Origin of the sequence: Enterobacter sp. T2 (assembly GCF_010692925.1) — a bacterium.
GTDB classification, from domain to species: Bacteria; Pseudomonadota; Gammaproteobacteria; order Enterobacterales; family Enterobacteriaceae; genus Enterobacter; species Enterobacter kobei.
This window is the reverse complement of sequence record NZ_CP048736.1, coordinates 2,992,950-3,010,291: the sequence shown is the minus strand read 5'-3', so window position 1 is coordinate 3,010,291 and position 17,342 is coordinate 2,992,950. Positions and strand designations below refer to the sequence as shown.

Genomic DNA, 17,342 nt, shown 5'->3' with positions numbered 1-17,342 from the left:
ACTACTCCTCAAGGCTTTTCGCCAGGATAACTTTGACGAGCCGCTCAGCAGCCGATTTCTGCGCCGGAACGGAGGCAATGATCGTTGGCCGGTCTTTTTCGGTATTCACACAGATTCCACCCCAGCGTGAAATCAGGAAGAAGTCTTCCATCTCAGAGGAGCCCGCACAGCTCTCCAGATCCTCAATCATCTGGACGATATCGACGATTGAGTGGTCAGCCATCAGCCGCTGAACGGCATAGCCGAAGGCGTTAATCATCACTGCGTGGAACTGAATGTAGTCGCGCTTGTAGTCTGCCTGGCTTGTGCCGTGGCGAATCGCTTCGATCTGCGTCAGGGCCAACCAGGCCTCCCAGATGGATTCGATGTCACCCATTTCCAGCGGCTTATTGCCCGCGCTGGCAAACTTGGCCGTCGCGTCGCTAAGCGCCTTGAAGCTCACCCACAACTTACTTTTCGCCGGAACGATGTTGTGCTCGAAGTCTGTCACCTCTGCGAAGGTGTCATGCTGAGACAGGAACGTCACCATCCCCTGGGCCACATCATTACGCCCGTCATAGGCCATGTTGATCGCAGCGGAAGGTTTCGAGACGTTGTTATTTATATCGGAGAAGAACTGCTGGCGTGCCTTCAGTGGGAGATTATGTGTCAGCATCAACGGGATGCTGATCGGCTCTCCGTAAGTCCGGCAGAACTCAGCTAACCCGGCGGCGCGGTGCTGGCCGTCGAACAGCTTGATCACCGCATCCATCGGGAAACGCGCGACGCCCACATTCGTATTACCGAACTCTTCAAACTCAATATCAGCGTCGCAGTTGCCGACCAGCGGCGGGACGATGAAGGGCTCTTTATTTTGGTAGGCATTGACGAGGTACTGGTAAAACTTCTTCACGCGCGCCTGGTTAATTTCGCGTTGAGAACGCTCGAGCGTGCTGCCGTGATTGTCGGAGGCAAGTATGCGCGTCAGCGCGCGAGCAGGGGCCGTTATCATGTAAGTTACCGTTCCGCCCTGCGTGCCGCGCGACGCCGGGAACTCAAAGAAATAATCGCCTACTTTACTCATGCCGCCTCCTGCCTTTCCCGATATTCCTCAGCGAGCCGCTGCGCCTTTAATGGATTGCTGACCACTTCACCCCATGGCATTAGCCAGCCGTTACCAATGAAGGGAAGGCACAGAGTGCCTACCTTGATGTCGTCGTGAGCGTGAGTCATAGGATGGACTCCATTTCGTCGATGTAGAGGCCCTGAGCAATAAGGCGGCGACGGCGGGCGGCACGTTCGATGCATTCCTGCCGCCTACCTTCCTGCGACTGCTCTATGGCACGCCGGGTGAACAGCCGCGATTTACCCTGAGGCGTAATGACCTTTGGCTTCGTTACCAGGTCGAAAGTCCGGTCGCAGATGCCGTCCTCGTTGATCCACTTTTCCGACTTAACGATCTGAGCTATCTGTCCGGAGCCGCGGGTGATGCCGTTGGCGACCCGGTTAAACTCAATGAGCGTTACGCCAAACTTCTCGGCGATTTCGCTGCCGGTTACCGGGCGGCCGCGCGTCTGAATCATCCAGATAACGCGTTCACGGAGACCGGAGAATTGCCCGGTTCGCCCGGGCCTGCGGTAAAATGGTGTGCGTTTCATTCGAGCTCCAGGATGCGGCGCTTCGTGTCCGCAACAAGTTCGAGGAAGTCTTTTCGGCGAGCGCGAAGCCGGGCTATTTCTGTTTCACATTCAGCAGCCGTAAGGCGATAGACGATGAGCTGTTTACCTTCCGGGAAGTCTGAGCAGTAGCTGATGAAGTCCACCCAATCCCTGCCAGAGCAATCAAGGTGACCGACCAGTTGCCATCTGTATGCTGGATCGAAGGAGCCGCGGGTGAGGGTGGAGTAGTGAGTGGCGGCAATGACAGACTTAATTTCAACGAGCCCGTCCTGGCCAACGAGGCCGTCGGGGCTGTCACCGTACGTTACGTGATCAAAGAACCCGCCGTTATCCACGTCGACGAAGTTCATCTCTTCGTAGAGCATGCGGGCAATTGGCTCCTGCTCGTGCCCACGTTCCATGTGTTCGTTTGAGAAGCCGAACTCAGACTTGCATCCCTTAATCTGCTCAAGAGCCAACTGAAGGGCATAACGCTTGGCTGGTTCTCCAAACGCCTTTCCATCGTTAGCCATGATCAGGCCGAAGTTTGACGCGGTGGCCTTACCCAGGCGAAGAGCGTCCCACTCTTCACCATTTTGCTCGACGTCGTGCCAGATCATGATGAACACTCCTGTTCAAGCTGGCGGCGATGTTCTGGAGAAATGTCCATTCTCGCCAGCACTGCATCAAGGTTGCCATCGCGCTTGAAGGCGGCCTTAGCGTTATTCCATGCCTGTGTTTTTTCCGGAGAAAGTACCGGCTTTGTAACGCGCGCCGGGCTTAAGCGGAGGCCTTCAACCGATTCCTTTCCGAACCGGACATTTTTATCGACGTAAACCGTTACCTTCACGCCAACCCAATCCTCAAGGAAGGGGGATCCGGTAATGCTTTTCAGCATCTTGCTGTTGGTGGCATTCAGAATCATCGGCTTGAGCTTTTCGCCGGGACGCAGCTCGCGCTCTTCAAAATAGGCGGTGTTAAAAACGTCTTTAGATTTTTTTGTTTTGTCGTTTTCTAACGTCGCCCGGGCGATCGTCAGCACTGTTGGCTCAACGATGTCGGCGCTGCTAAGGTAAGGGGAGTCAAATGCCTTGCGGTAATGAGTTTTTGAATCTGTCATTTTGCAGCCTCTCTGATGAATCTGTTTACCAAAGGCCTGAGAGCATCCTGAATGGTGAAATGCTCGCGTCGCTCTTTGCTGCTGTCATAAATCGGTGTCCAGCCGCATCCCGTATTCACCTGGATCACCTGGTAACTACCTTTCCCATCTCTCCACTGAATTCCGTTCATCGAGAGCCACTCCTTAAAGTCGGCTAATTTCGATTTGTGAAGTAAATTTCTGCGGGCCATTAACTCTCTCCTTAAAACGGGCAGCCGGTACGGTGTTCCCAGTCGTATTCCGCCTGGGCGTAAGCAACTGCCGAAATGAAATCGTTGTAGGCTTCGCCAGCTTTATCGCTGCGAAGTCCTTCGTATGGGCTGGAGTCAATCGGGACCGAGAAGTGGAAGAGGCCGGACGGCTCTTTTGGCATCATGTCGATGATTTGCTGCGCCCGGTCGTCGATCCACTTCTCTTTCTCGTCAGTGAGCTGCTGCTCAACCCAGCGTCGATCTTCTATGCGATCGTAAGTGAGGTATGCGTTCATGGCTGAACTCCTGAAATTTGGATGTGCAGATCCCGCCCGCGTAATGCCAGGCCGATCGGTTGAATAGGGTGGTTACTGCTGCGCGATGGATTTCGCCGAGAACTCGCCGTTGCGGAGGATGCTTTCTACTGGCCAGCATTCTGCTGTTACTTTCTGCTCTGTTGCTGCTTGGCTGCATTCCTGCGCGCTGTCGTAAACGCCGAGAATGACGTCCTGGTAATCACTGTTGGTCATTGCCACAGTCAGGACGAGTGCGAATAAAGTTTCCATCAGTGAAGAGTCCTCCCGATGGCGACGGCGTAAAGGCGCTTAGCTTCTTCCCACGCCGGAGCATTGCGATGGAGCACCGCGAACGACGCGAGCCGTTGGGCCTCTCTGATCTGCTGCTGGTTTACCATGATTTCCTCTTGGCCTTATCGCGGCGAACGGAACGTTAAACAAGACTTCTGCGCTAATGGGCGGTGGATGGCCGCCGGTTGCCATAACTAAGCCGCCTCTGTGAAGCGACAGAGGTATAACTGCCCATGAATCGGCATGGGCGACCGGGCTTAAATCAGATTTATATGTCCCCACAACCCATCACCTGAAATGATGTGCCTCTGCGACACTTGAGCGCATTAAGCTGGTTGAGATAGCGATCTGCTTGCTTTCTGAAGGTTCTCGCTGCGTGCTAGCGTTACGGCTAAGCCATACCGTTAGCAATAGGGACAGGATGAGCAGGCTTTGCATGTTCTTCCTGTTTGGAGCTTTAAGTTATTCCTCGATTTTGGTTTTCAGTCGTCACTGTTACCTGTTACATAATTCCTCCGATAAGGTGTGCCGCGTCGAAAAGGGTGGCAGCGGCTAGCCAGGAACTTTCGAAATGCTTTGGCGATTGGATGGCAGGTGCTGACTTCTTCCTGCTTTCTGGATGGCACTAACCAGACCTTGTGCGGTATACACCGCGCATACCATCTATCACTGCGCATAGCGGCTTACGTTGCGATCTCGGTGCGCATCAGCCTGCGCATTCATCCAATCCCAAAACATTCCCTGTATTGGTCAGCGCCAACTCCCTGCCAGTGTTGCCCGTTCTCACGCCGTTCTCGCTCTCGCGCGGGGATACTCTCTCACCGACCGGATCGCACCCGGTGATACAGCACGTTTACGTGTAGGGGTCTTAACAGGTCATTGACGCTGTAAATCTGCATGTTGTTAAAAAGCAGGCGACTTGCTGTCCGCCGCTGGCTAACTTCGCTCAGCTGTCGATGTTTCGTTTCGATGGATTGATAATAGCGATGAGTATTGTTTATAGCAATACGTATTGATATTAAATAATAGCAATTGCTATTAATGTGTTGATAGCTAAAGGAATTTATTTTGATATTTTTTAGAAAGGTTGGGATTCAGATCGTTTTTTTACTGCGGCGAGTGTAGCTGTAACGAATGGACTGGCTGCGGCCAATAAAAAACCCAGCACTATGGCTGGGTTCTTCAGGAATGTGAAGGTTACCGGGTAACCATTACGGTATTGTTTTGGCCTGCTTTTACTGAGGCTGCTGACATCAGCGCACCGCCTTCAGTTACCAGGCCGTACGTGGATGGGCGCATCCAAGTAACGCTGGTCTGGACGTAATATTCGCCAGGCGCAATGTTATCGAACTCAAACTTACCCTGGGCATCAGCAATAGTGATTTTCTCATATTTCGCTGCGCGCATATCTTCTTTGTCACAGCGGGTAAGCCCCATGCAGGTGGCGAACTGGAAATCGGTATAAGAGGTTTTTGGCATCAGGATAACCTGACTGCCAGCTGCCACTTTCACGTCTCCGCCCATTGTCTTAAGGAAGGCCTGGCCAGTCAGCTTCTCGGAGCCATCCAGTTTCAACTTGTCATACTCTGCCTGTGGGAACGGCGGAAGATTTACTGGTTTAGGAATGGACACACACCCAGAGAGAAGCGCAGCTGCAGTCGCTGCAATAAAGAGCTTTTTCATGATGATCCTTGCTGTGAAAAGCCGTTAGGCTAAAAGTTAACCGTGTTTTCTATATGTTTGAGGCATGCTGCCTATCACTTTTCCGAACACCAGTATCCTGTTCATTTCTTCTTTTTCAATAGGATCCCATGGACGGTAAGTCTGGTTGTCTGAAATGACAAGTAGCTTATCCTTCATCTTCTGAAGGCGCTTCACGTGAGATGTGTCGTCGTATATGAAGGCGTAGATCCCATCACCATCAAAGTGCTGGACGCTGATGTCGACGAACAGTAAGTCACCTGGTTCAATGGTCCCGGACATGCTGTCTCCGCGAACATTGATGATTCTGATCTGCTCAGCCTTCCTGCCATTAAACATCCGGCGAGCGTCTTCGACTGAATATTCCACGGATCTAAGCACCTCTACGAACTCGCTGTTGATGGCTCCTGGCCCAGCGCTCACGTAAAAGTCTAGCGCTTCAATGCGGAATGTGTCAGTAGGCGCCAGCTCTGTTTTTGGCTGCGAAATCGCGGGCATTTGACCATCGTCACGCATCGGCCCAACTCCGGTTGAAAGCCACTCAGAGCGAACGCCAAGCGCATTGGCAATCTCAACGATTTTAGTTGAGCCGCGGGCATTGCCGCTGGTCAGCCGCCAGATAGTTGGCTGAGCGACGCCAGACGCCTTAGCCAGAGCGCCCTGAGACATGCCAGATAGTTCCATTGCCTGATTCAGGCGTTCTGCAAGAGTTTCTTTTTTCATGAGTTTAAATTTATACGCTTGCGTATTGATGGTCAAAACACGTTTAGCTATTGCCTAAATCAATACGCATTGCTATTATCAATTCACACCAATACTCATAGGAATTGGAAAATGACGAACAAAACCATCCAGCGCGCCATTGATATCGCTGGTAGCCAGAAGAAATTAGCCGACCTGTGCGGCGTAGCGCAGCCGACGGTATGGCGCTGGTTGCACGGTGGCGGCATTGATGCCCGCTACGTAATGAAGATTGTCACTGCAACCAACGGCAAGCTCAAACCGGCGGATATCCGTCCAGATCTCGCCCAGTTGCTTGGGGCGAATAACACAGCCGCTTAACGGCGGCTTTAACAACGAAAGGGAAAGCAATGCATTCACTTGCGTATCAACAAGGTAACAAATTTTCGCCAACGGCGATGATTTACCAGAATCGCCGGGAACCTGATTCCACGGCGTTAAATATCGATGGGATCCGCGCAGCTGTTCGCGCCTGGGCAGCTGATTGCCGCAGCCGTGAATTTGTCGCCGCTCTGATTGTTGAGGAGTGGCGGGCTACCGGCGGCACCGGTCTTGATATCCCGACTGACTCGCACCGCCAGATGCAGAAAGTGTTCCGCTGGATCGACGGCGACACCGAATACGCCGCCAACAACATTCGCCAGTTGGCGCCAGCAATCATGTCGGTCCTGCCGCTGGAGTACCGCAACCGCCTGGCGCCGCAGAACGACACGATGTCGCTGATCGCCGCCGCGATGAAAGAGTGTGCTGAGGCTAAGCAGGCCGTGCTGCTGGACGCTCCAGAGCATCAGAAGCTGAAAGAGGTGAGCGAGGGTATAGCGTCGCTGTTCCGACTTATGCCGGAGCAGGTAGGGCCGCTGATGACGATGGTCACATCGATGCTGGGGGTTATGTGAAGACTTCAGAAATGGCGAAAGCCGGTCTGCGCGAACAGAACCGACTTTCAAGTGCAAAAACGAGAGTAGTTGCAGGAGGAATAATGGCAAAAAAACCACGCTATTTCCATACCGCTGTACATAAAAACATAACCCGCGACCGATTCATCCGCTCGGTTAATCCGATTGTGGCAGAGAAGATGCGCGCCATCCTGGAAGAGCTGAAACGTAAGGAGAGTGGCCGTGGGTAACGTATCCAATTTAGCCGAAGCCAGAGAGGCCAGAAGGCTCCAGAAACCGCGCACGAATGACGGTAAGGGGTTTGCCTTGCTGCACCGTAAAATTATGGATGTGCCGTTCTACAAGGACGCTGAGGCGGCTCATTTATGGGTTCACCTGCTCCTGCGCGCTAATCACGAACAGACACTGGTATCTACTGATGTTGGCGATGTGATCTGCGAGCGCGGAGAGTTCATTACTGGGCGAAACACGCTGGCGCTGGAAACGGGATTGACCGCTGATCGCGTTAAATCACTGCTCCGTAAATTCCAGGGCCTGGGCATGATCACCACTAAATCGAACAACCGTTTTACTGTTCTAAAAGTGGTCAAATATGACGAATATCAGTCAAATTTTTGTCCAGCCGATGTCCAGCCGGTGTCCAGCGCAAACGCAGTCGTACAAATGCCTGCGGGGGTGGAGTGTCCAGCCGATGTCCAGCCAGTGTCCACAGATAACAATATATTAAATAACTTACTACCTAACGGTAGTAAGTATGTCGCAAATGACCAAAAACCCGCTGAAGAGAAAAAGTCCCGTTTGTCATGCGATGAAGTATGGCAATGCCTGAAAGACGAGCTGCCTGAAGCCCGGGGATGGAGATGCCTCACTGATGAGCGACGCAATCTGATCCGCACCTTCTGGGGTAAGGCTAACAAGATTGCCCGCAACCTGGACGGCAAGCCGATGGATATGGACGGTTTCAGAAGCTATCTGCGCTACATCGCTCAGAACTGCCGCTGGATGCTTGAAGACCGACCAGACCAGAAATCCGGTAAGACCTGGCGCCGCATGAAATTCGATAAGTTCCTGACCGAAAAGCTCTACATCGAAGTGCGCGAGGGGGATCGTGATGACCGCTGAATTTATGGCTGTACCACAAAACCTCGAAGCAGAGCAGAGCGTTATCGGTGGCCTGCTGCTGGATGATGACAACAGCGAGCGAGTCCAGAAGGTTCTGGCGATGCTCAAGCCTGAGTCGTTCTACAGCCGACCTCACCAGCTGATCTTTGCCGAGATGCGCCAGATGTTCCGCGACAACAAGCCAGTCGATGGTCTGACACTGTTCGACGCGCTTGAAGGCAAAGGGCTCGCGGAGCAGGTAGGTGGCTTTGCTTACCTGGCGGAGATTGCCAAGAACACTCCCAGTGCTGCAAACATCGTGGCATACGCTGCATCAGTCCGGGAAGCCGCAATGGAGCGCTACGGTATCAACCGCCTGACCGAAGCTACTGAACTGCTGTATTCCCGCAACGGCATGAGCGCTACGCAGAAGTACGAGGCCATTCAGGGTATTTTCACCCAGCTCGCAGACCATTCAAAAACCGGCAGTCGTCGTGGGTTGAGGTCTTTCGGCGAGGTTATGGATGACTGGGTAGCGGATCTGGAGAAACGGTTTGACCCTACAGGCGAACAGCGCGGTATGAGTACCGGTATCCCGTCACTCGACCGGCTGCTGGCGCCGAAAGGTCTGGTTAAAGGCTCTTTGTTCGTGATTGGCGCAAGGCCAAAGATGGGCAAGACAACCCTGTACGGGCAGATGGCGATCAACTGCGCGGTTCGTGAGAATAAGCCAGCGCTGATGTTCAGCCTTGAAATGCCTGGAGACCAGATCCTTGAAAAGCTGGTTGGTCAGAAATCGGGCATTAACCCGAGCATCTTTTACATGCCCGCAACGGATGATGCCGATGATCAGTACCAGGGCGATTACGACGGCGACTTTAAGAAGGCGATCGCTACAGCCGGGAGACTGAGTGAAATCGACATGCTGTACATCGACGACACCCCCGGCCTGTCACTGGCGCACATCGTTAGCGAAAGCCGCCGAATCAAACGCGAGAAGGGCTGCGTAGGCATGATTTTGGTTGACTACCTGACGCTGATGACCGCCGAAAAAGCCGACCGTAATGACCTGGCCTACGGGATGATCACCAAAGGACTGAAGAATCTCGCCAAAGAGCTTGGTTGTGTCGTCGTGCTGCTGACCCAGCTCAACCGTGAACTGGAGAAGCGAGTGAATAAACGCCCGCTACCGAGCGATTCCCGCGACACAGGCCAGATTGAGCAGGACTGCGATTACTGGGTCGGGATTCACCGTGAGGGCGCATTCGATGACAGCGTGCCGCCGGGAGAAACCGAGTTAATCCTGCGACTCAACCGCCACGGCAGTACCGGAACGGTTTATTGCAATCAGATCAACGGGGCAATTTACGACACAGACCAGCACGCAGCCGCCGCAGAACGCCGCGGGCGCGAGCAGCAGCCGAAAAAGAAAGGGGGATTCTGATGAAAGGCAAACAGGCAATTCTGCGTTATCTCGAAACGCACCGGACCTTCACTGCGAAAGATGTGGCCGCCGAGTGTGGCATGACCATCAACTGCATCACGAAGAACGCTATCGACCTGGAGCGGGCCCGCAAGATTGTGCGTGTGAGCAAGGTATGGCGAACGGTGACTTATCGCCTGGCAACGTCGGAAGAGCAGGACGGTACCGCGCGCAGCTGCACCAACGGAATATTTCAGGAGTGCCGCAACAGTCCGGCGATGAGAAGGGTATTGATGGTTTGGGGGAGGGTAGGGGTATGAAAATTTTAAAACTGAGTCAGCAGGCAACAGTTTCTCGTCAGGTCGATTCGATTATCGGTTGGGAAGAGAAAACAATCTACGAGCCAATTTTTATTGTGGCTGAGCATATTGAGTCGTTTTTGTTTGCTGGAGTAAGCCACATCAAAATGACCTCGGGCGAAAAGATAGTTGTACGAGAAACACCTGAGGAAATTCTCGCGCTGCTTGGCGTCGTTGTTCAAACGGATAGCCTGAAAATATGGGGTGAAATTGCGCAGAAGGAGGCAGCCCAGTGAGCAACAGCGACAAACAGGCGCTTCATGGGCAGAGCATTGAAGGTCTGCTATTTGGCAATGATTTTAAATTGTAGGCACAACTAGCATCTTGACTACTTATGCGTTGAAGTTCGAAGGGATGATTTGTATGTTACATAGATAAACTGTCAACTTGGGGATAGATGTATGTCAGAAATTTTTGATAACGGGTACAAGGCCGGAGAAGCCTCCTACGGAAAGGAAAAGATGTCTGATTTCGAAGGTTCACAGTTCAAAGATGAGTTCATGGTTGGGTATTGCCTCGCCAGAGCTGAGTACGAGGGCGGTGGAACACCTTTTGTTTTTTTATCGCTAGGCCAGCATGCCGGATTTTATGGCTTGCCAAAAGAAGCATTTAAGCGTTACTACAAATCAGACGACTATCAAGGGCACTTTGAGTCAGGGTACGAGGATGGAGCCGAAGAACGGCGAAGCCAGTATTCCGACTATGAGGATTAATCATCCCTGGCGAGGTCAGACGATACAAATTGGAGCCTGACCTATAATCCCCTCAAATCATCGAGGGGATTTTTTATGTCTGACTGGAACATAGCAGCGAAGCCGCAGGAGGAACGCGACAAGGTTAACGTTGACCTGGCAGCCTCTGGCGTGGCATACAAAGAGCGCCTGAACATGCCGGTTATCGCTGAGGTAGTGATGCGCGATCAGCCCGAGCATTTTCGCGATTACTTCCTTGAGCGCCTGAAGTTTTATCGTGAGAAGTCGATAACTTTACCGAAAGGTAGCGATCCGGTTTACCTGAAACAGGAGGATGGAAAGTGACGATAGAATTTGAATCTTCGCCAGAAGGTGCAAGGCAGGGGATTGCTGAACATGAGCGGAAAATAAAAGAACTTTTGGCAGAAGAAACCGCTATATGTGATGACGCTCTTGATGGTAATTACAACCAAGAGCGCCTGGATGAAATCCATAAAGAGATAGCTTACAGAAAAAGCCAAATCGAAAAATTGAAGGGTTATTTGAAGCCGTGAAAGCAATTTGATTTCCAGCAATCAACCAGCCATAATCATGTCATCGGAGCCTGAACAACTCCGGTGACTTCTGCGCATTTAAGGGGACTTAAATGCGACCACAATCTGAACTCCTCACCTTGTCACAGATGCAGAAATGCACCTGCGATTTTCTGCATTCTGCGGTTTCCGTTAAGGAGGCCGTATGACTCTGCCAGTAGACGGCATCAAACTCCATCGCGGTAACTTCGCGGCCATCGGCCAGCAGATTCAGCCGTTGCTGGATGCCGGGCAATGTTTCCGCCTGCAAGTCAAACCGTGGCGCGAGAAGCGCAGCCTGTCGCAGAACGCGCTCAGCCACATGTGGTACACGGAAATCAGCGAATACCTGATTAACTCCGGCCGCACAGACGCCACTCCAGACTGGGTTAAGCGCAACCTCAAAAAAACCTATCTCGGCTGCGAAGAGGTGACCTACACCGACTTTATCACCGGTGAGAAAACCACGACCTGGGAGCCGCGCCACACCGCCGACCTCGATACAGGCGAAATGCATATCTTCCTGGTGAAGGTTGAAATGTGGTGTGCCCAGTTCGGCCTGGCCCTAACAATCCCGAACGGTTGCGAATACCAGCAGCTGCGCGATAAGCAGGAGGCCTGATGTCTACTCCACTTTCTCGCGTCATCACAAACGAAATCTTCCGCGTCCCGGCGCGCCGCCAGCGCAAGCCAGAGGTTAAGCCGTCCGACATCCCGACCATGAAAGACTACACCGCCCGCCTGGTGGATCAGAAATGGCTGCGTCTCGCGGCACGGAGGAACCATGCGTAAACCATCCCGCCGTAAGTGCAAAGTATGCGGTGAATACTTCGTGCCGAAATTCCACGATATTCGGATCCGCTGGTGCAGCCCGGAACACGGCGCAATCCTCGCAATGGAAGAACGCGAGAAGGAGAAGGTGAAAGCCGCCGCTAAGCGCATCAAGGAGCAGAAAGAGGCAGAGAAGGCCGGGCGCAAACGCCGCAAGGAACGCCTGGCAGAGCTACGGCCTGCCGGTTACTACAAAGCGCAGGCTCAGCAGGCATTCAATGCCTACATCCGCGCGCGTGATGCCGATTTACCATGCATCAGCTGCGGTGAGACTAATCCTCCCGATCTGCACGGCGGCCAGTGGGACTGCGGCCACTTCAAGACGGTCGGTGCTAACCCTGAGCTGCGATTTGAAGAACGCAACGCGCATAAGCAGTGCAAATCCTGCAATGCCGGGGCCGGCAAGTACACCGCCAAAGAGGCGACGGTCGCGCAGCAATACGAAGCTGGATTGGTCGCTCGTTACGGCCAGGAATACGTCGACTGGCTCAATGGTCCCCACGAAATGACCAACTACCGCCGTGAAGACTTCATCCGGATCCGGGATGAGTACCGCGCCAAGCTCAAGGCACTGAAACAGCGGGAGGCAGCATGAACTATACCGACTTCCTCCGGTACCAGGCCGAAAGCGTTAAGCGTGCCAGTCTGCCGCCAATAGCAAAGCACAGCCAGACAAAAAACAACCAGCCACAGAAGGAAGCCGCATGAACAGTCAGCAACTGGAATACGTACGTCAGCAGCTCATTGTGGCGACCGCAGATCTCAGCGGGGCGACGAAAGGGCAACTGGTAGCTTTCGCCGAGAACGCGCAATTCACCGCGACGGCCCGCAGTCGGGGGAGGAAGAAAATCACCGACCCGGTCACCGGCCGTAAAGTTAACCCTGATGGCCCTGCGATGAGCGGAAGTCAGTCCCGAGCCAAAGGCTCATCCATCGCACTGGTGGGTCCGGTTGAGTTCGTTACCGCATCGTGGCGCCGCGCCGTCCTGTCGCTGGAAGAGCACCAGAAAGCATGGCTGCTTTGGAACTACAGCGAGAACATACGCTTCGAGTACCAGGTGGCGATCACTCAGTGGGCGTGGGCAGAGTTCCGGGAGCAGCTCGGCGCGAAGAAGGTGGCCGGCAAGACGATGGAGCGACTGAAGAAGCTTATCTGGCTGGCGGCGCAGGACGTCAAAGCAGAGCTGGCAGGGCGTGATACGTACGAATATCAGGCGCTGGCGGATCTGGTTGGCGTAACACCAAAGAACTGGTCAGAGACCTTTACGGACCGCTGGGTAGAGATGCGCCGCATCTTCCTGCGCCTGGACAGTGGAGCTTTGTTGCAGGTTACGCGATCACGTTCACAACAAAAGGCGACAAATTTAGACTCAAGTCTTGCAAAACTGGATTGAAACGCATATATTTCATGTAAATCTGATATCGTCGCCATAGCTTTGATTGTCGACACAAAGAATACAAGCCCGAGGTTAACGCCTTGGGCTTTTTCGTATCTACACAACAGGTAAGAGCATTGAACCCGTAGACCTCGCGGATTGGTGAAAGGTGCCGCGCAGTGCTCTGACCGTTGTGGTGAAGCACAAGATGACAGTGCTGATGAATCGGGGACATCAAAACCCTTGAGCCGGGTCTAATGGGGACGGCAAAAACGCGACTTCAGCCACCACAAACCAAACCCACTACCTGGGACCCTTCGGCCAGAGAGCCGACATTGCCACACCCTCATATTCCCGGCCTGTCGCCGGGTTTTTTATTCAGGCCGCAGACAATCAATTCCAGATGCCACGTAGCTATCGTGTCTGACGGCCTTTCCCACTACACAAACAGCACCCCGTTTTTCGGAGGTGATATGGCTAAACGTATGCAAGATAAAGAAAGCATTGCCGGAGTGTCATGGCTGATTGTCCTTGCTCTGTCATGCTGGGGCGGCCTGGTCCGATACCTTATTGACGTGAAGCAGAATAAAGCCACCTGGAGCTGGATCAACGCACTGGCACAAATTGCAGTGTCCGGCTTTACCGGTCTTATTGGTGGCCTGATAAGCGTAGAAAGTGGGCTGAGTCTTTACATGATTCTGGTTACGTCTGGTATCAGCGGGGCAATGGGCTCCGTAGCACTGACGTACTTCTGGGAGCGCCTGACGGGGATGAAGAATGCAAACCAGTGAGAAAGGCATTGCCCTGATCAAGCAGTTCGAAGGCTGCAAGCTCACCGCGTACCAGGACAGCGTCGGAGTGTGGACGATCGGATACGGATGGACTCAGCATGTCGACGGCAAACCAATCCGCGCCGGGATGACGATTAAGCAGGAAACGGCTGAGCGTCTACTGAAGACCGGACTTGTCAGCTACGAAAGTGACGTGTCCCGCCTGGTTAAAGTCGGGCTGACTCAGGGGCAATTCGATGCTCTGGTGTCCTTCACGTATAACCTCGGCGCCCGGTCTTTGTCGACATCAACCCTTCTGCGAAAACTCAACGTTGGTGATTACGCTGGCGCTGCCGATGAGTTCCTGAGCTGGAATAAAGCTGGTGGCAAAGTCCTGAATGGACTCACACGTCGCCGGGAGGCAGAGCGGGCTCTGTTCCTGTCATGATTGGCGCGCTGGTTAAACGTTACTGGTTGCAGCTGATGGTGGTGGCATTAATCGGCGTGCTGGCGTTCTTCGTGAACCACTACCGCGACAACGCCATCACCTACAAAGACCAGCGCGATAAAGCGACGGTCCGGGCAGACACATCAGAGGCGATCACCAGCAACGTGATCACCACGATGAACCTCATCCGTGATATCTCACAGGCTACCCAGAATGCTAAGAACGAACTGGCCAAGAAAGGCGAAACGCGCATTGTCTACATCAGGCAGGCGCTTAAAGGAGATCCGTGCGCTAACCAGCTTGTTCCTGCTGCCGCTGCTGACAGCCTGCGGGAATACGCAGACAGTTTACGTTCCGGCCCCGGTGGTGCCGATAAGCGCTGACCTGACAGCAGACACGCCGATCCCCAGAATGGTGGTTCCGTTTACATGGCAGGCAAGTCTGGAGTTAAACGCTCAGCTCTATATGGCGCTGGGGCAGTGCAATCTGGATAAGGCGGCAATCCGCAAAATCGAATCCTCCCGACAAGGAAAGAATGCTCAACCCCAATAAGGCGGTGATCTGCATCTTGCTGACGGGTAAGCCGTAAGTGGCTAAGCACTTCTGAGAAGCAGGGCATCAGCTGCGACAAGGCAAAGAGGTAAATCATGTCCGACATCTACCAAATCACGCTAACAACCCAAACAGGCGAAACCTTCACGGGCAAGATGTCACGACGTCAGCCTGAGCTGGTTAACGGCTTTGTGCCGCTGGCGACCGAGACGGGCGAGTGGCTGTATTTCGCTCCTGCTGATGTGAAGCGCGTGCAGTTCACGCCAGTACCGGAAGAGCAGACCGAACAGCCAGCAGAACAAACAACGGAGTAACGAATGACCAAACCAGATTGGGAGGCCATCGAATCGGCTTACCGGGCTGGTTCGTTATCAGTAAGGGCCATCGGTGAAAAGCATGGCGTTAACCACGCTACCATCCTGAAGAGAGCAAACAAAGAGGGATGGCAGCGCGATCTGACTGAAAAGGTCAGGGCGGCAACCAAGGCCAAGGTAACCAAGTCGGTAACCAAAGACGGTAACCAGGCACCAGTGGTTACTGATGAGCAGATTATTGACCAGGCATCTGACGAGGCCGCCGCTGTAGTCATGGCTCATCGGGAAAGTTTGGCGGCATGGCGCGGTATCACCAATAAGCTCCGAGACTTCCTCGAAGATGCAGATATCACTGAAGAGAATCACGCCTCAATGTCTCGCTCGATCACTGCCGGTGTTGATGCTCAAATCAAAGTGATAAACGCTGAGCGCAAGGCGTATAACCTCGACACAGAGGAAGGTAATAAGACGGTTGATGACCTGTCTAACCTGATGGATTCACTGTCTCAGGGGGCGTAATGAAACCTGAGCACATCAAGCTGCTGTCCAATAAAGACTGGCGGCTTAATAACCTTTACTGGATCACCGACAAAGAGGGAAAGCCTACGCGCTTCAGGATGACACCTGAGCAGCGGGAATACTTCGAGGGGATCCACACCCGCAACATCATTCTGAAAGCTCGCCAGCTCGGGTTTACCACAGAGGTGTGCATCATCCAGCTCGACGCGGCCCTGTTCGAGTCGGCTAAGTGCGCGCTGATTGCCCACACGCTGAATGACGCAAAGCGCCTGTTTCGCGAAAAGGTGAAATACGCATACGACAAGTTGCCCGCCGAGATAAAGGCGGCCAACCCGGCGAGCAATGACTCTTCCGGAGAGCTCGTCTTTAAGAAGGGCGGATCACTCTACGTCAGCACGTCATTCCGTGGCGGTACGCTGCGTTACCTGCACGTTTCCGAGTTCGGGAAGATATGCGCCAAGTATCCGGATAAAGCCCGTGAAATCGTCACTGGTGCGTTTGAGGCGGTATCGACTGGATGCTTCGCTACTATCGAGAGCACGGCAGAGGGACGGGCGGGTTACTTCTTCGATTACTGCCAGACGGCAGAGAAAGCGTTGCTCCAGGGCAAAGCCTTATCCGCGCTGGACTGGAAGTTTTTCTTCTTCTCCTGGTGGAAGAATCCTCAATACGCAATCGACCCGGTCGAAGCGCTGCCGGTGCGCCTGCTGGAATACTTCGCTGAGATGGAAGCGAAGCACGGCGTAGTCGTCAACGAGCGCCAAAAGGCATGGTATTACGCCAAAGAGAAAACCCTCGGCGACGACATGAAGCGCGAATACCCGACCATTCCGGCCGAGGCGTTCCAGCAGTCGGTCGAGGGCGCGTACTACGCCAAGCAGTTCCGCTGGCTTTACACCAACAAGCGGATCGGCCAAATCCCGGATAACTCACACCTGCCGGTGCATACGTTCTGGGATATCGGAGTGGGTGACTCCACGGCCATCTGGTTCGTTCGCGAGGTTGGCGAAGAGTTCCATATCATCGACTACTACGAAAACTCCGGCGAAGGTCTGAGGCACTACATGAAGGTGCTGAAAGACCGCGGCTATGAGTACGGCGAGCACTGGGGTCCGCACGACATTGAGAACCGTGAATTCGGCGCTGATGCCAAATCGCGTAAAGAACTTGCGCAGGAAGGCTATGAAATCGACGGCCAGGTTTACTCGATGACCTTCAATGTTGTCCCCAAAACGGGTGTCGATACCGGCATTGAGTCGGTGCGTGAAATCCTCCCGTCCTGCGTCTTCGATGAGGAGAAATGTGCTGAGGGAATATCTCACCTCGAAGGCTACCGCAAGGAGTGGGACGATAAGCGCGGGTGCTGGAAAGACAAACCGCTTCATGACTTCACATCACACGGTGCTGACGGCTTCCGTTACTTTGCAGTAGCGAAGAACAACCACAAGCAGGTCGGCGCAGTATTCTTCTGAG

General features: G+C 53.5%; 32 protein-coding genes and 2 pseudogenes. 23 read left to right on the top strand and 11 right to left on the bottom strand.

Going from position 1 to position 17,342, the window contains the following annotated elements:
• Nucleotide 1 precedes the first annotated feature (1 nt).
• The 11 genes and pseudogenes from G0034_RS14610 to G0034_RS14560 form a co-directional block, all read right to left on the bottom strand.
• The gene (locus G0034_RS14610) at nt 2-1,063 is read right to left on the bottom strand and encodes a DGQHR domain-containing protein (protein ID WP_179121023.1); all 1,062 of its coding nucleotides are present in this window, start codon (nt 1,061-1,063) and stop codon (nt 2-4) included.
• Nucleotides 1,060-1,212, bottom strand: coding sequence for a DUF1317 family protein (locus G0034_RS14605; RefSeq protein WP_044856901.1), 153 nt, complete (start codon nt 1,210-1,212; stop codon nt 1,060-1,062). The genes G0034_RS14610 and G0034_RS14605 overlap by 4 nt, the downstream gene beginning before the upstream one ends.
• Nucleotides 1,209-1,637 (bottom strand): regulator, encoded by a 429-nt coding sequence (locus G0034_RS14600; protein ID WP_179121022.1) that lies wholly within the window; start codon nt 1,635-1,637, stop codon nt 1,209-1,211. The genes G0034_RS14605 and G0034_RS14600 overlap by 4 nt, the downstream gene beginning before the upstream one ends.
• Nucleotides 1,634-2,257 carry a lambda exonuclease family protein gene (locus G0034_RS14595; RefSeq protein WP_108444070.1) on the bottom strand — a complete coding sequence of 208 codons (624 nt, stop codon included), beginning with the start codon at nt 2,255-2,257 and terminating at the stop codon, nt 1,634-1,636. The genes G0034_RS14600 and G0034_RS14595 overlap by 4 nt, the downstream gene beginning before the upstream one ends.
• Nucleotides 2,254-2,562 carry a hypothetical protein gene (locus tag G0034_RS14590; RefSeq protein ID WP_162184608.1) on the bottom strand — a complete coding sequence of 103 codons (309 nt, stop codon included), beginning with the start codon at nt 2,560-2,562 and terminating at the stop codon, nt 2,254-2,256. Before G0034_RS14590 ends, G0034_RS14595 begins: the two co-directional genes overlap by 4 nt.
• A pseudogene (locus G0034_RS14585) lies at nt 2,559-2,757 on the bottom strand (hypothetical protein). The gene G0034_RS14590 and the pseudogene G0034_RS14585 overlap by 4 nt, the downstream one beginning before the upstream one ends.
• On the bottom strand, nt 2,754-2,987 hold the full coding sequence (locus G0034_RS14580; protein ID WP_023328770.1) for a hypothetical protein: 234 nt from the start codon (nt 2,985-2,987) through the stop codon (nt 2,754-2,756). Before G0034_RS14580 ends, G0034_RS14585 begins: the two are co-directional and overlap by 4 nt.
• 11 nt (nt 2,988-2,998) lie before the next feature.
• Nucleotides 2,999-3,283, bottom strand: coding sequence for a host nuclease inhibitor GamL (gamL, locus tag G0034_RS14575; protein ID WP_022651075.1), 285 nt, complete (start codon nt 3,281-3,283; stop codon nt 2,999-3,001).
• Between the two features lie 72 nt (nt 3,284-3,355).
• The gene (locus G0034_RS14570; RefSeq protein ID WP_047361862.1) at nt 3,356-3,553 is read right to left on the bottom strand and encodes a DUF1482 family protein; all 198 of its coding nucleotides are present in this window, start codon (nt 3,551-3,553) and stop codon (nt 3,356-3,358) included.
• Nucleotides 3,554-4,771: 1,218 nt separating this feature from the next.
• Nucleotides 4,772-5,257, bottom strand: coding sequence for a lipoprotein (locus tag G0034_RS14565; RefSeq protein ID WP_179121021.1), 486 nt, complete (start codon nt 5,255-5,257; stop codon nt 4,772-4,774).
• A gap of 36 nt (nt 5,258-5,293) precedes the next feature.
• On the bottom strand, nt 5,294-5,998 hold the full coding sequence (locus G0034_RS14560; RefSeq protein ID WP_047345900.1) for an XRE family transcriptional regulator: 705 nt from the start codon (nt 5,996-5,998) through the stop codon (nt 5,294-5,296).
• Between the two features lie 111 nt (nt 5,999-6,109).
• Between G0034_RS14560 and G0034_RS14555 the strand changes: the two genes are divergently transcribed.
• The 23 genes and pseudogenes from G0034_RS14555 (at nt 6,110) to G0034_RS14460 (ending at nt 17,341) form a co-directional block, all read left to right on the top strand.
• Nucleotides 6,110-6,337 carry a helix-turn-helix domain-containing protein gene (locus G0034_RS14555; protein WP_045348771.1) on the top strand — a complete coding sequence of 76 codons (228 nt, stop codon included), beginning with the start codon at nt 6,110-6,112 and terminating at the stop codon, nt 6,335-6,337.
• 29 nt (nt 6,338-6,366) lie between these two features.
• On the top strand, nt 6,367-6,912 hold the full coding sequence (locus tag G0034_RS14550; protein ID WP_179121020.1) for a toxin YdaT family protein: 546 nt from the start codon (nt 6,367-6,369) through the stop codon (nt 6,910-6,912).
• Nucleotides 6,909-7,031, top strand: a pseudogene (locus tag G0034_RS23685) (replication protein); the annotation flags it as partial. The gene G0034_RS14550 and the pseudogene G0034_RS23685, both read left to right, overlap by 4 nt.
• 9 nt (nt 7,032-7,040) lie before the next feature.
• Entirely contained in the window at nt 7,041-7,142 is a 102-nt protein-coding gene (locus G0034_RS23445) for a hypothetical protein (protein ID WP_502706672.1), read from the top strand.
• The gene (locus G0034_RS14540) at nt 7,135-8,034 is read left to right on the top strand and encodes a DNA replication protein (RefSeq protein ID WP_179121019.1); all 900 of its coding nucleotides are present in this window, start codon (nt 7,135-7,137) and stop codon (nt 8,032-8,034) included. The genes G0034_RS23445 and G0034_RS14540 overlap by 8 nt, the downstream gene beginning before the upstream one ends.
• Nucleotides 8,024-9,457 carry a DnaB-like helicase C-terminal domain-containing protein gene (locus G0034_RS14535; RefSeq protein WP_179121018.1) on the top strand — a complete coding sequence of 478 codons (1,434 nt, stop codon included), beginning with the start codon at nt 8,024-8,026 and terminating at the stop codon, nt 9,455-9,457. Before G0034_RS14540 ends, G0034_RS14535 begins: the two co-directional genes overlap by 11 nt.
• Nucleotides 9,457-9,756, top strand: a complete 300-nt coding sequence (locus tag G0034_RS14530) for a protein ren (RefSeq protein ID WP_179121017.1) — start codon at nt 9,457-9,459, stop codon at nt 9,754-9,756. The genes G0034_RS14535 and G0034_RS14530 overlap by 1 nt, the downstream gene beginning before the upstream one ends.
• The gene (locus G0034_RS14525; RefSeq protein ID WP_240618728.1) at nt 9,753-10,031 is read left to right on the top strand and encodes a flagellar FlbD family protein; all 279 of its coding nucleotides are present in this window, start codon (nt 9,753-9,755) and stop codon (nt 10,029-10,031) included. The genes G0034_RS14530 and G0034_RS14525 overlap by 4 nt, the downstream gene beginning before the upstream one ends.
• Nucleotides 10,032-10,196: 165 nt before the next feature.
• Entirely contained in the window at nt 10,197-10,508 is a 312-nt protein-coding gene (locus G0034_RS14520) for a hypothetical protein (RefSeq protein WP_049011254.1), read from the top strand.
• 75 nt (nt 10,509-10,583) lie between these two features.
• Nucleotides 10,584-10,832, top strand: coding sequence for a DNA polymerase III subunit theta (locus tag G0034_RS14515; protein ID WP_126811157.1), 249 nt, complete (start codon nt 10,584-10,586; stop codon nt 10,830-10,832).
• On the top strand, nt 10,829-11,041 hold the full coding sequence (locus G0034_RS14510) for a hypothetical protein (protein ID WP_126811154.1): 213 nt from the start codon (nt 10,829-10,831) through the stop codon (nt 11,039-11,041). Before G0034_RS14515 ends, G0034_RS14510 begins: the two co-directional genes overlap by 4 nt.
• A gap of 184 nt (nt 11,042-11,225) precedes the next feature.
• Entirely contained in the window at nt 11,226-11,681 is a 456-nt protein-coding gene (locus G0034_RS14505; RefSeq protein ID WP_126811151.1) for a YbcN family protein, read from the top strand.
• Nucleotides 11,681-11,851, top strand: a complete 171-nt coding sequence (locus G0034_RS14500; RefSeq protein ID WP_126811148.1) for a NinE family protein — start codon at nt 11,681-11,683, stop codon at nt 11,849-11,851. The genes G0034_RS14505 and G0034_RS14500 overlap by 1 nt, the downstream gene beginning before the upstream one ends.
• Nucleotides 11,844-12,485 (top strand): recombination protein NinG, encoded by a 642-nt coding sequence (locus G0034_RS14495; protein WP_059294224.1) that lies wholly within the window; start codon nt 11,844-11,846, stop codon nt 12,483-12,485. Before G0034_RS14500 ends, G0034_RS14495 begins: the two co-directional genes overlap by 8 nt.
• Nucleotides 12,482-12,598 (top strand): PPVAKH motif-containing phage-derived small protein, encoded by a 117-nt coding sequence (locus tag G0034_RS23440; RefSeq protein ID WP_113771609.1) that lies wholly within the window; start codon nt 12,482-12,484, stop codon nt 12,596-12,598. The genes G0034_RS14495 and G0034_RS23440 overlap by 4 nt, the downstream gene beginning before the upstream one ends.
• Entirely contained in the window at nt 12,595-13,284 is a 690-nt protein-coding gene (locus G0034_RS14490; protein WP_179121016.1) for a bacteriophage antitermination protein Q, read from the top strand. The genes G0034_RS23440 and G0034_RS14490 overlap by 4 nt, the downstream gene beginning before the upstream one ends.
• Before the next feature lie 467 nt (nt 13,285-13,751).
• On the top strand, nt 13,752-14,057 hold the full coding sequence (locus G0034_RS14485; protein WP_122008274.1) for a phage holin family protein: 306 nt from the start codon (nt 13,752-13,754) through the stop codon (nt 14,055-14,057).
• Entirely contained in the window at nt 14,044-14,484 is a 441-nt protein-coding gene (locus G0034_RS14480; protein WP_179121015.1) for a lysozyme, read from the top strand. The genes G0034_RS14485 and G0034_RS14480 overlap by 14 nt, the downstream gene beginning before the upstream one ends.
• Complete coding sequence (locus G0034_RS14475) at nt 14,481-14,867, top strand: DUF2570 family protein (protein ID WP_179121014.1); 387 nt, start codon at nt 14,481-14,483, stop codon at nt 14,865-14,867. The genes G0034_RS14480 and G0034_RS14475 overlap by 4 nt, the downstream gene beginning before the upstream one ends.
• The gene (lysC, locus tag G0034_RS23680; protein WP_502706667.1) at nt 14,848-15,036 is read left to right on the top strand and encodes an Rz1-like lysis system protein LysC; all 189 of its coding nucleotides are present in this window, start codon (nt 14,848-14,850) and stop codon (nt 15,034-15,036) included. The genes G0034_RS14475 and lysC overlap by 20 nt, the downstream gene beginning before the upstream one ends.
• Before the next feature lie 95 nt (nt 15,037-15,131).
• Entirely contained in the window at nt 15,132-15,350 is a 219-nt protein-coding gene (locus G0034_RS14470; RefSeq protein WP_179121013.1) for a hypothetical protein, read from the top strand.
• 3 nt (nt 15,351-15,353) lie between these two features.
• On the top strand, nt 15,354-15,869 hold the full coding sequence (locus G0034_RS14465; protein WP_114647268.1) for a hypothetical protein: 516 nt from the start codon (nt 15,354-15,356) through the stop codon (nt 15,867-15,869).
• The gene (locus G0034_RS14460; protein ID WP_179121012.1) at nt 15,869-17,341 is read left to right on the top strand and encodes a terminase large subunit; all 1,473 of its coding nucleotides are present in this window, start codon (nt 15,869-15,871) and stop codon (nt 17,339-17,341) included. The genes G0034_RS14465 and G0034_RS14460 overlap by 1 nt, the downstream gene beginning before the upstream one ends.
• The last annotated feature ends 1 nt before the right edge of the window (nt 17,342 follow it).

Coding starts and splice junctions, on each gene's coding strand:
- G0034_RS14610 (WP_179121023.1), bottom strand. CDS start 1,063: ATGAGTAAAGTAGGCGATTATTTCTTTGAGTTCCCGGCGTCGCGCGGC.
- G0034_RS14605 (WP_044856901.1), bottom strand. CDS start 1,212: ATGACTCACGCTCACGACGACATCAAGGTAGGCACTCTGTGCCTTCCC.
- G0034_RS14600 (WP_179121022.1), bottom strand. CDS start 1,637: ATGAAACGCACACCATTTTACCGCAGGCCCGGGCGAACCGGGCAATTC.
- G0034_RS14595 (WP_108444070.1), bottom strand. CDS start 2,257: ATGATCTGGCACGACGTCGAGCAAAATGGTGAAGAGTGGGACGCTCTT.
- G0034_RS14590 (WP_162184608.1), bottom strand. CDS start 2,562: ATGATTCTGAATGCCACCAACAGCAAGATGCTGAAAAGCATTACCGGA.
- G0034_RS14580 (WP_023328770.1), bottom strand. CDS start 2,987: ATGGCCCGCAGAAATTTACTTCACAAATCGAAATTAGCCGACTTTAAG.
- gamL (WP_022651075.1), bottom strand. CDS start 3,283: ATGAACGCATACCTCACTTACGATCGCATAGAAGATCGACGCTGGGTT.
- G0034_RS14570 (WP_047361862.1), bottom strand. CDS start 3,553: ATGGAAACTTTATTCGCACTCGTCCTGACTGTGGCAATGACCAACAGT.
- G0034_RS14565 (WP_179121021.1), bottom strand. CDS start 5,257: ATGAAAAAGCTCTTTATTGCAGCGACTGCAGCTGCGCTTCTCTCTGGG.
- G0034_RS14560 (WP_047345900.1), bottom strand. CDS start 5,998: ATGAAAAAAGAAACTCTTGCAGAACGCCTGAATCAGGCAATGGAACTA.
- G0034_RS14555 (WP_045348771.1), top strand. CDS start 6,110: ATGACGAACAAAACCATCCAGCGCGCCATTGATATCGCTGGTAGCCAG.
- G0034_RS14550 (WP_179121020.1), top strand. CDS start 6,367: ATGCATTCACTTGCGTATCAACAAGGTAACAAATTTTCGCCAACGGCG.
- G0034_RS14535 (WP_179121018.1), top strand. CDS start 8,024: ATGACCGCTGAATTTATGGCTGTACCACAAAACCTCGAAGCAGAGCAG.
- G0034_RS14530 (WP_179121017.1), top strand. CDS start 9,457: ATGAAAGGCAAACAGGCAATTCTGCGTTATCTCGAAACGCACCGGACC.
- G0034_RS14525 (WP_240618728.1), top strand. CDS start 9,753: ATGAAAATTTTAAAACTGAGTCAGCAGGCAACAGTTTCTCGTCAGGTC.
- G0034_RS14520 (WP_049011254.1), top strand. CDS start 10,197: ATGTCAGAAATTTTTGATAACGGGTACAAGGCCGGAGAAGCCTCCTAC.
- G0034_RS14515 (WP_126811157.1), top strand. CDS start 10,584: ATGTCTGACTGGAACATAGCAGCGAAGCCGCAGGAGGAACGCGACAAG.
- G0034_RS14505 (WP_126811151.1), top strand. CDS start 11,226: ATGACTCTGCCAGTAGACGGCATCAAACTCCATCGCGGTAACTTCGCG.
- G0034_RS14500 (WP_126811148.1), top strand. CDS start 11,681: ATGTCTACTCCACTTTCTCGCGTCATCACAAACGAAATCTTCCGCGTC.
- G0034_RS14495 (WP_059294224.1), top strand. CDS start 11,844: ATGCGTAAACCATCCCGCCGTAAGTGCAAAGTATGCGGTGAATACTTC.
- G0034_RS23440 (WP_113771609.1), top strand. CDS start 12,482: ATGAACTATACCGACTTCCTCCGGTACCAGGCCGAAAGCGTTAAGCGT.
- G0034_RS14490 (WP_179121016.1), top strand. CDS start 12,595: ATGAACAGTCAGCAACTGGAATACGTACGTCAGCAGCTCATTGTGGCG.
- G0034_RS14485 (WP_122008274.1), top strand. CDS start 13,752: ATGCAAGATAAAGAAAGCATTGCCGGAGTGTCATGGCTGATTGTCCTT.
- G0034_RS14480 (WP_179121015.1), top strand. CDS start 14,044: ATGCAAACCAGTGAGAAAGGCATTGCCCTGATCAAGCAGTTCGAAGGC.
- G0034_RS14475 (WP_179121014.1), top strand. CDS start 14,481: ATGATTGGCGCGCTGGTTAAACGTTACTGGTTGCAGCTGATGGTGGTG.
- G0034_RS14470 (WP_179121013.1), top strand. CDS start 15,132: ATGTCCGACATCTACCAAATCACGCTAACAACCCAAACAGGCGAAACC.
- G0034_RS14465 (WP_114647268.1), top strand. CDS start 15,354: ATGACCAAACCAGATTGGGAGGCCATCGAATCGGCTTACCGGGCTGGT.
- G0034_RS14460 (WP_179121012.1), top strand. CDS start 15,869: ATGAAACCTGAGCACATCAAGCTGCTGTCCAATAAAGACTGGCGGCTT.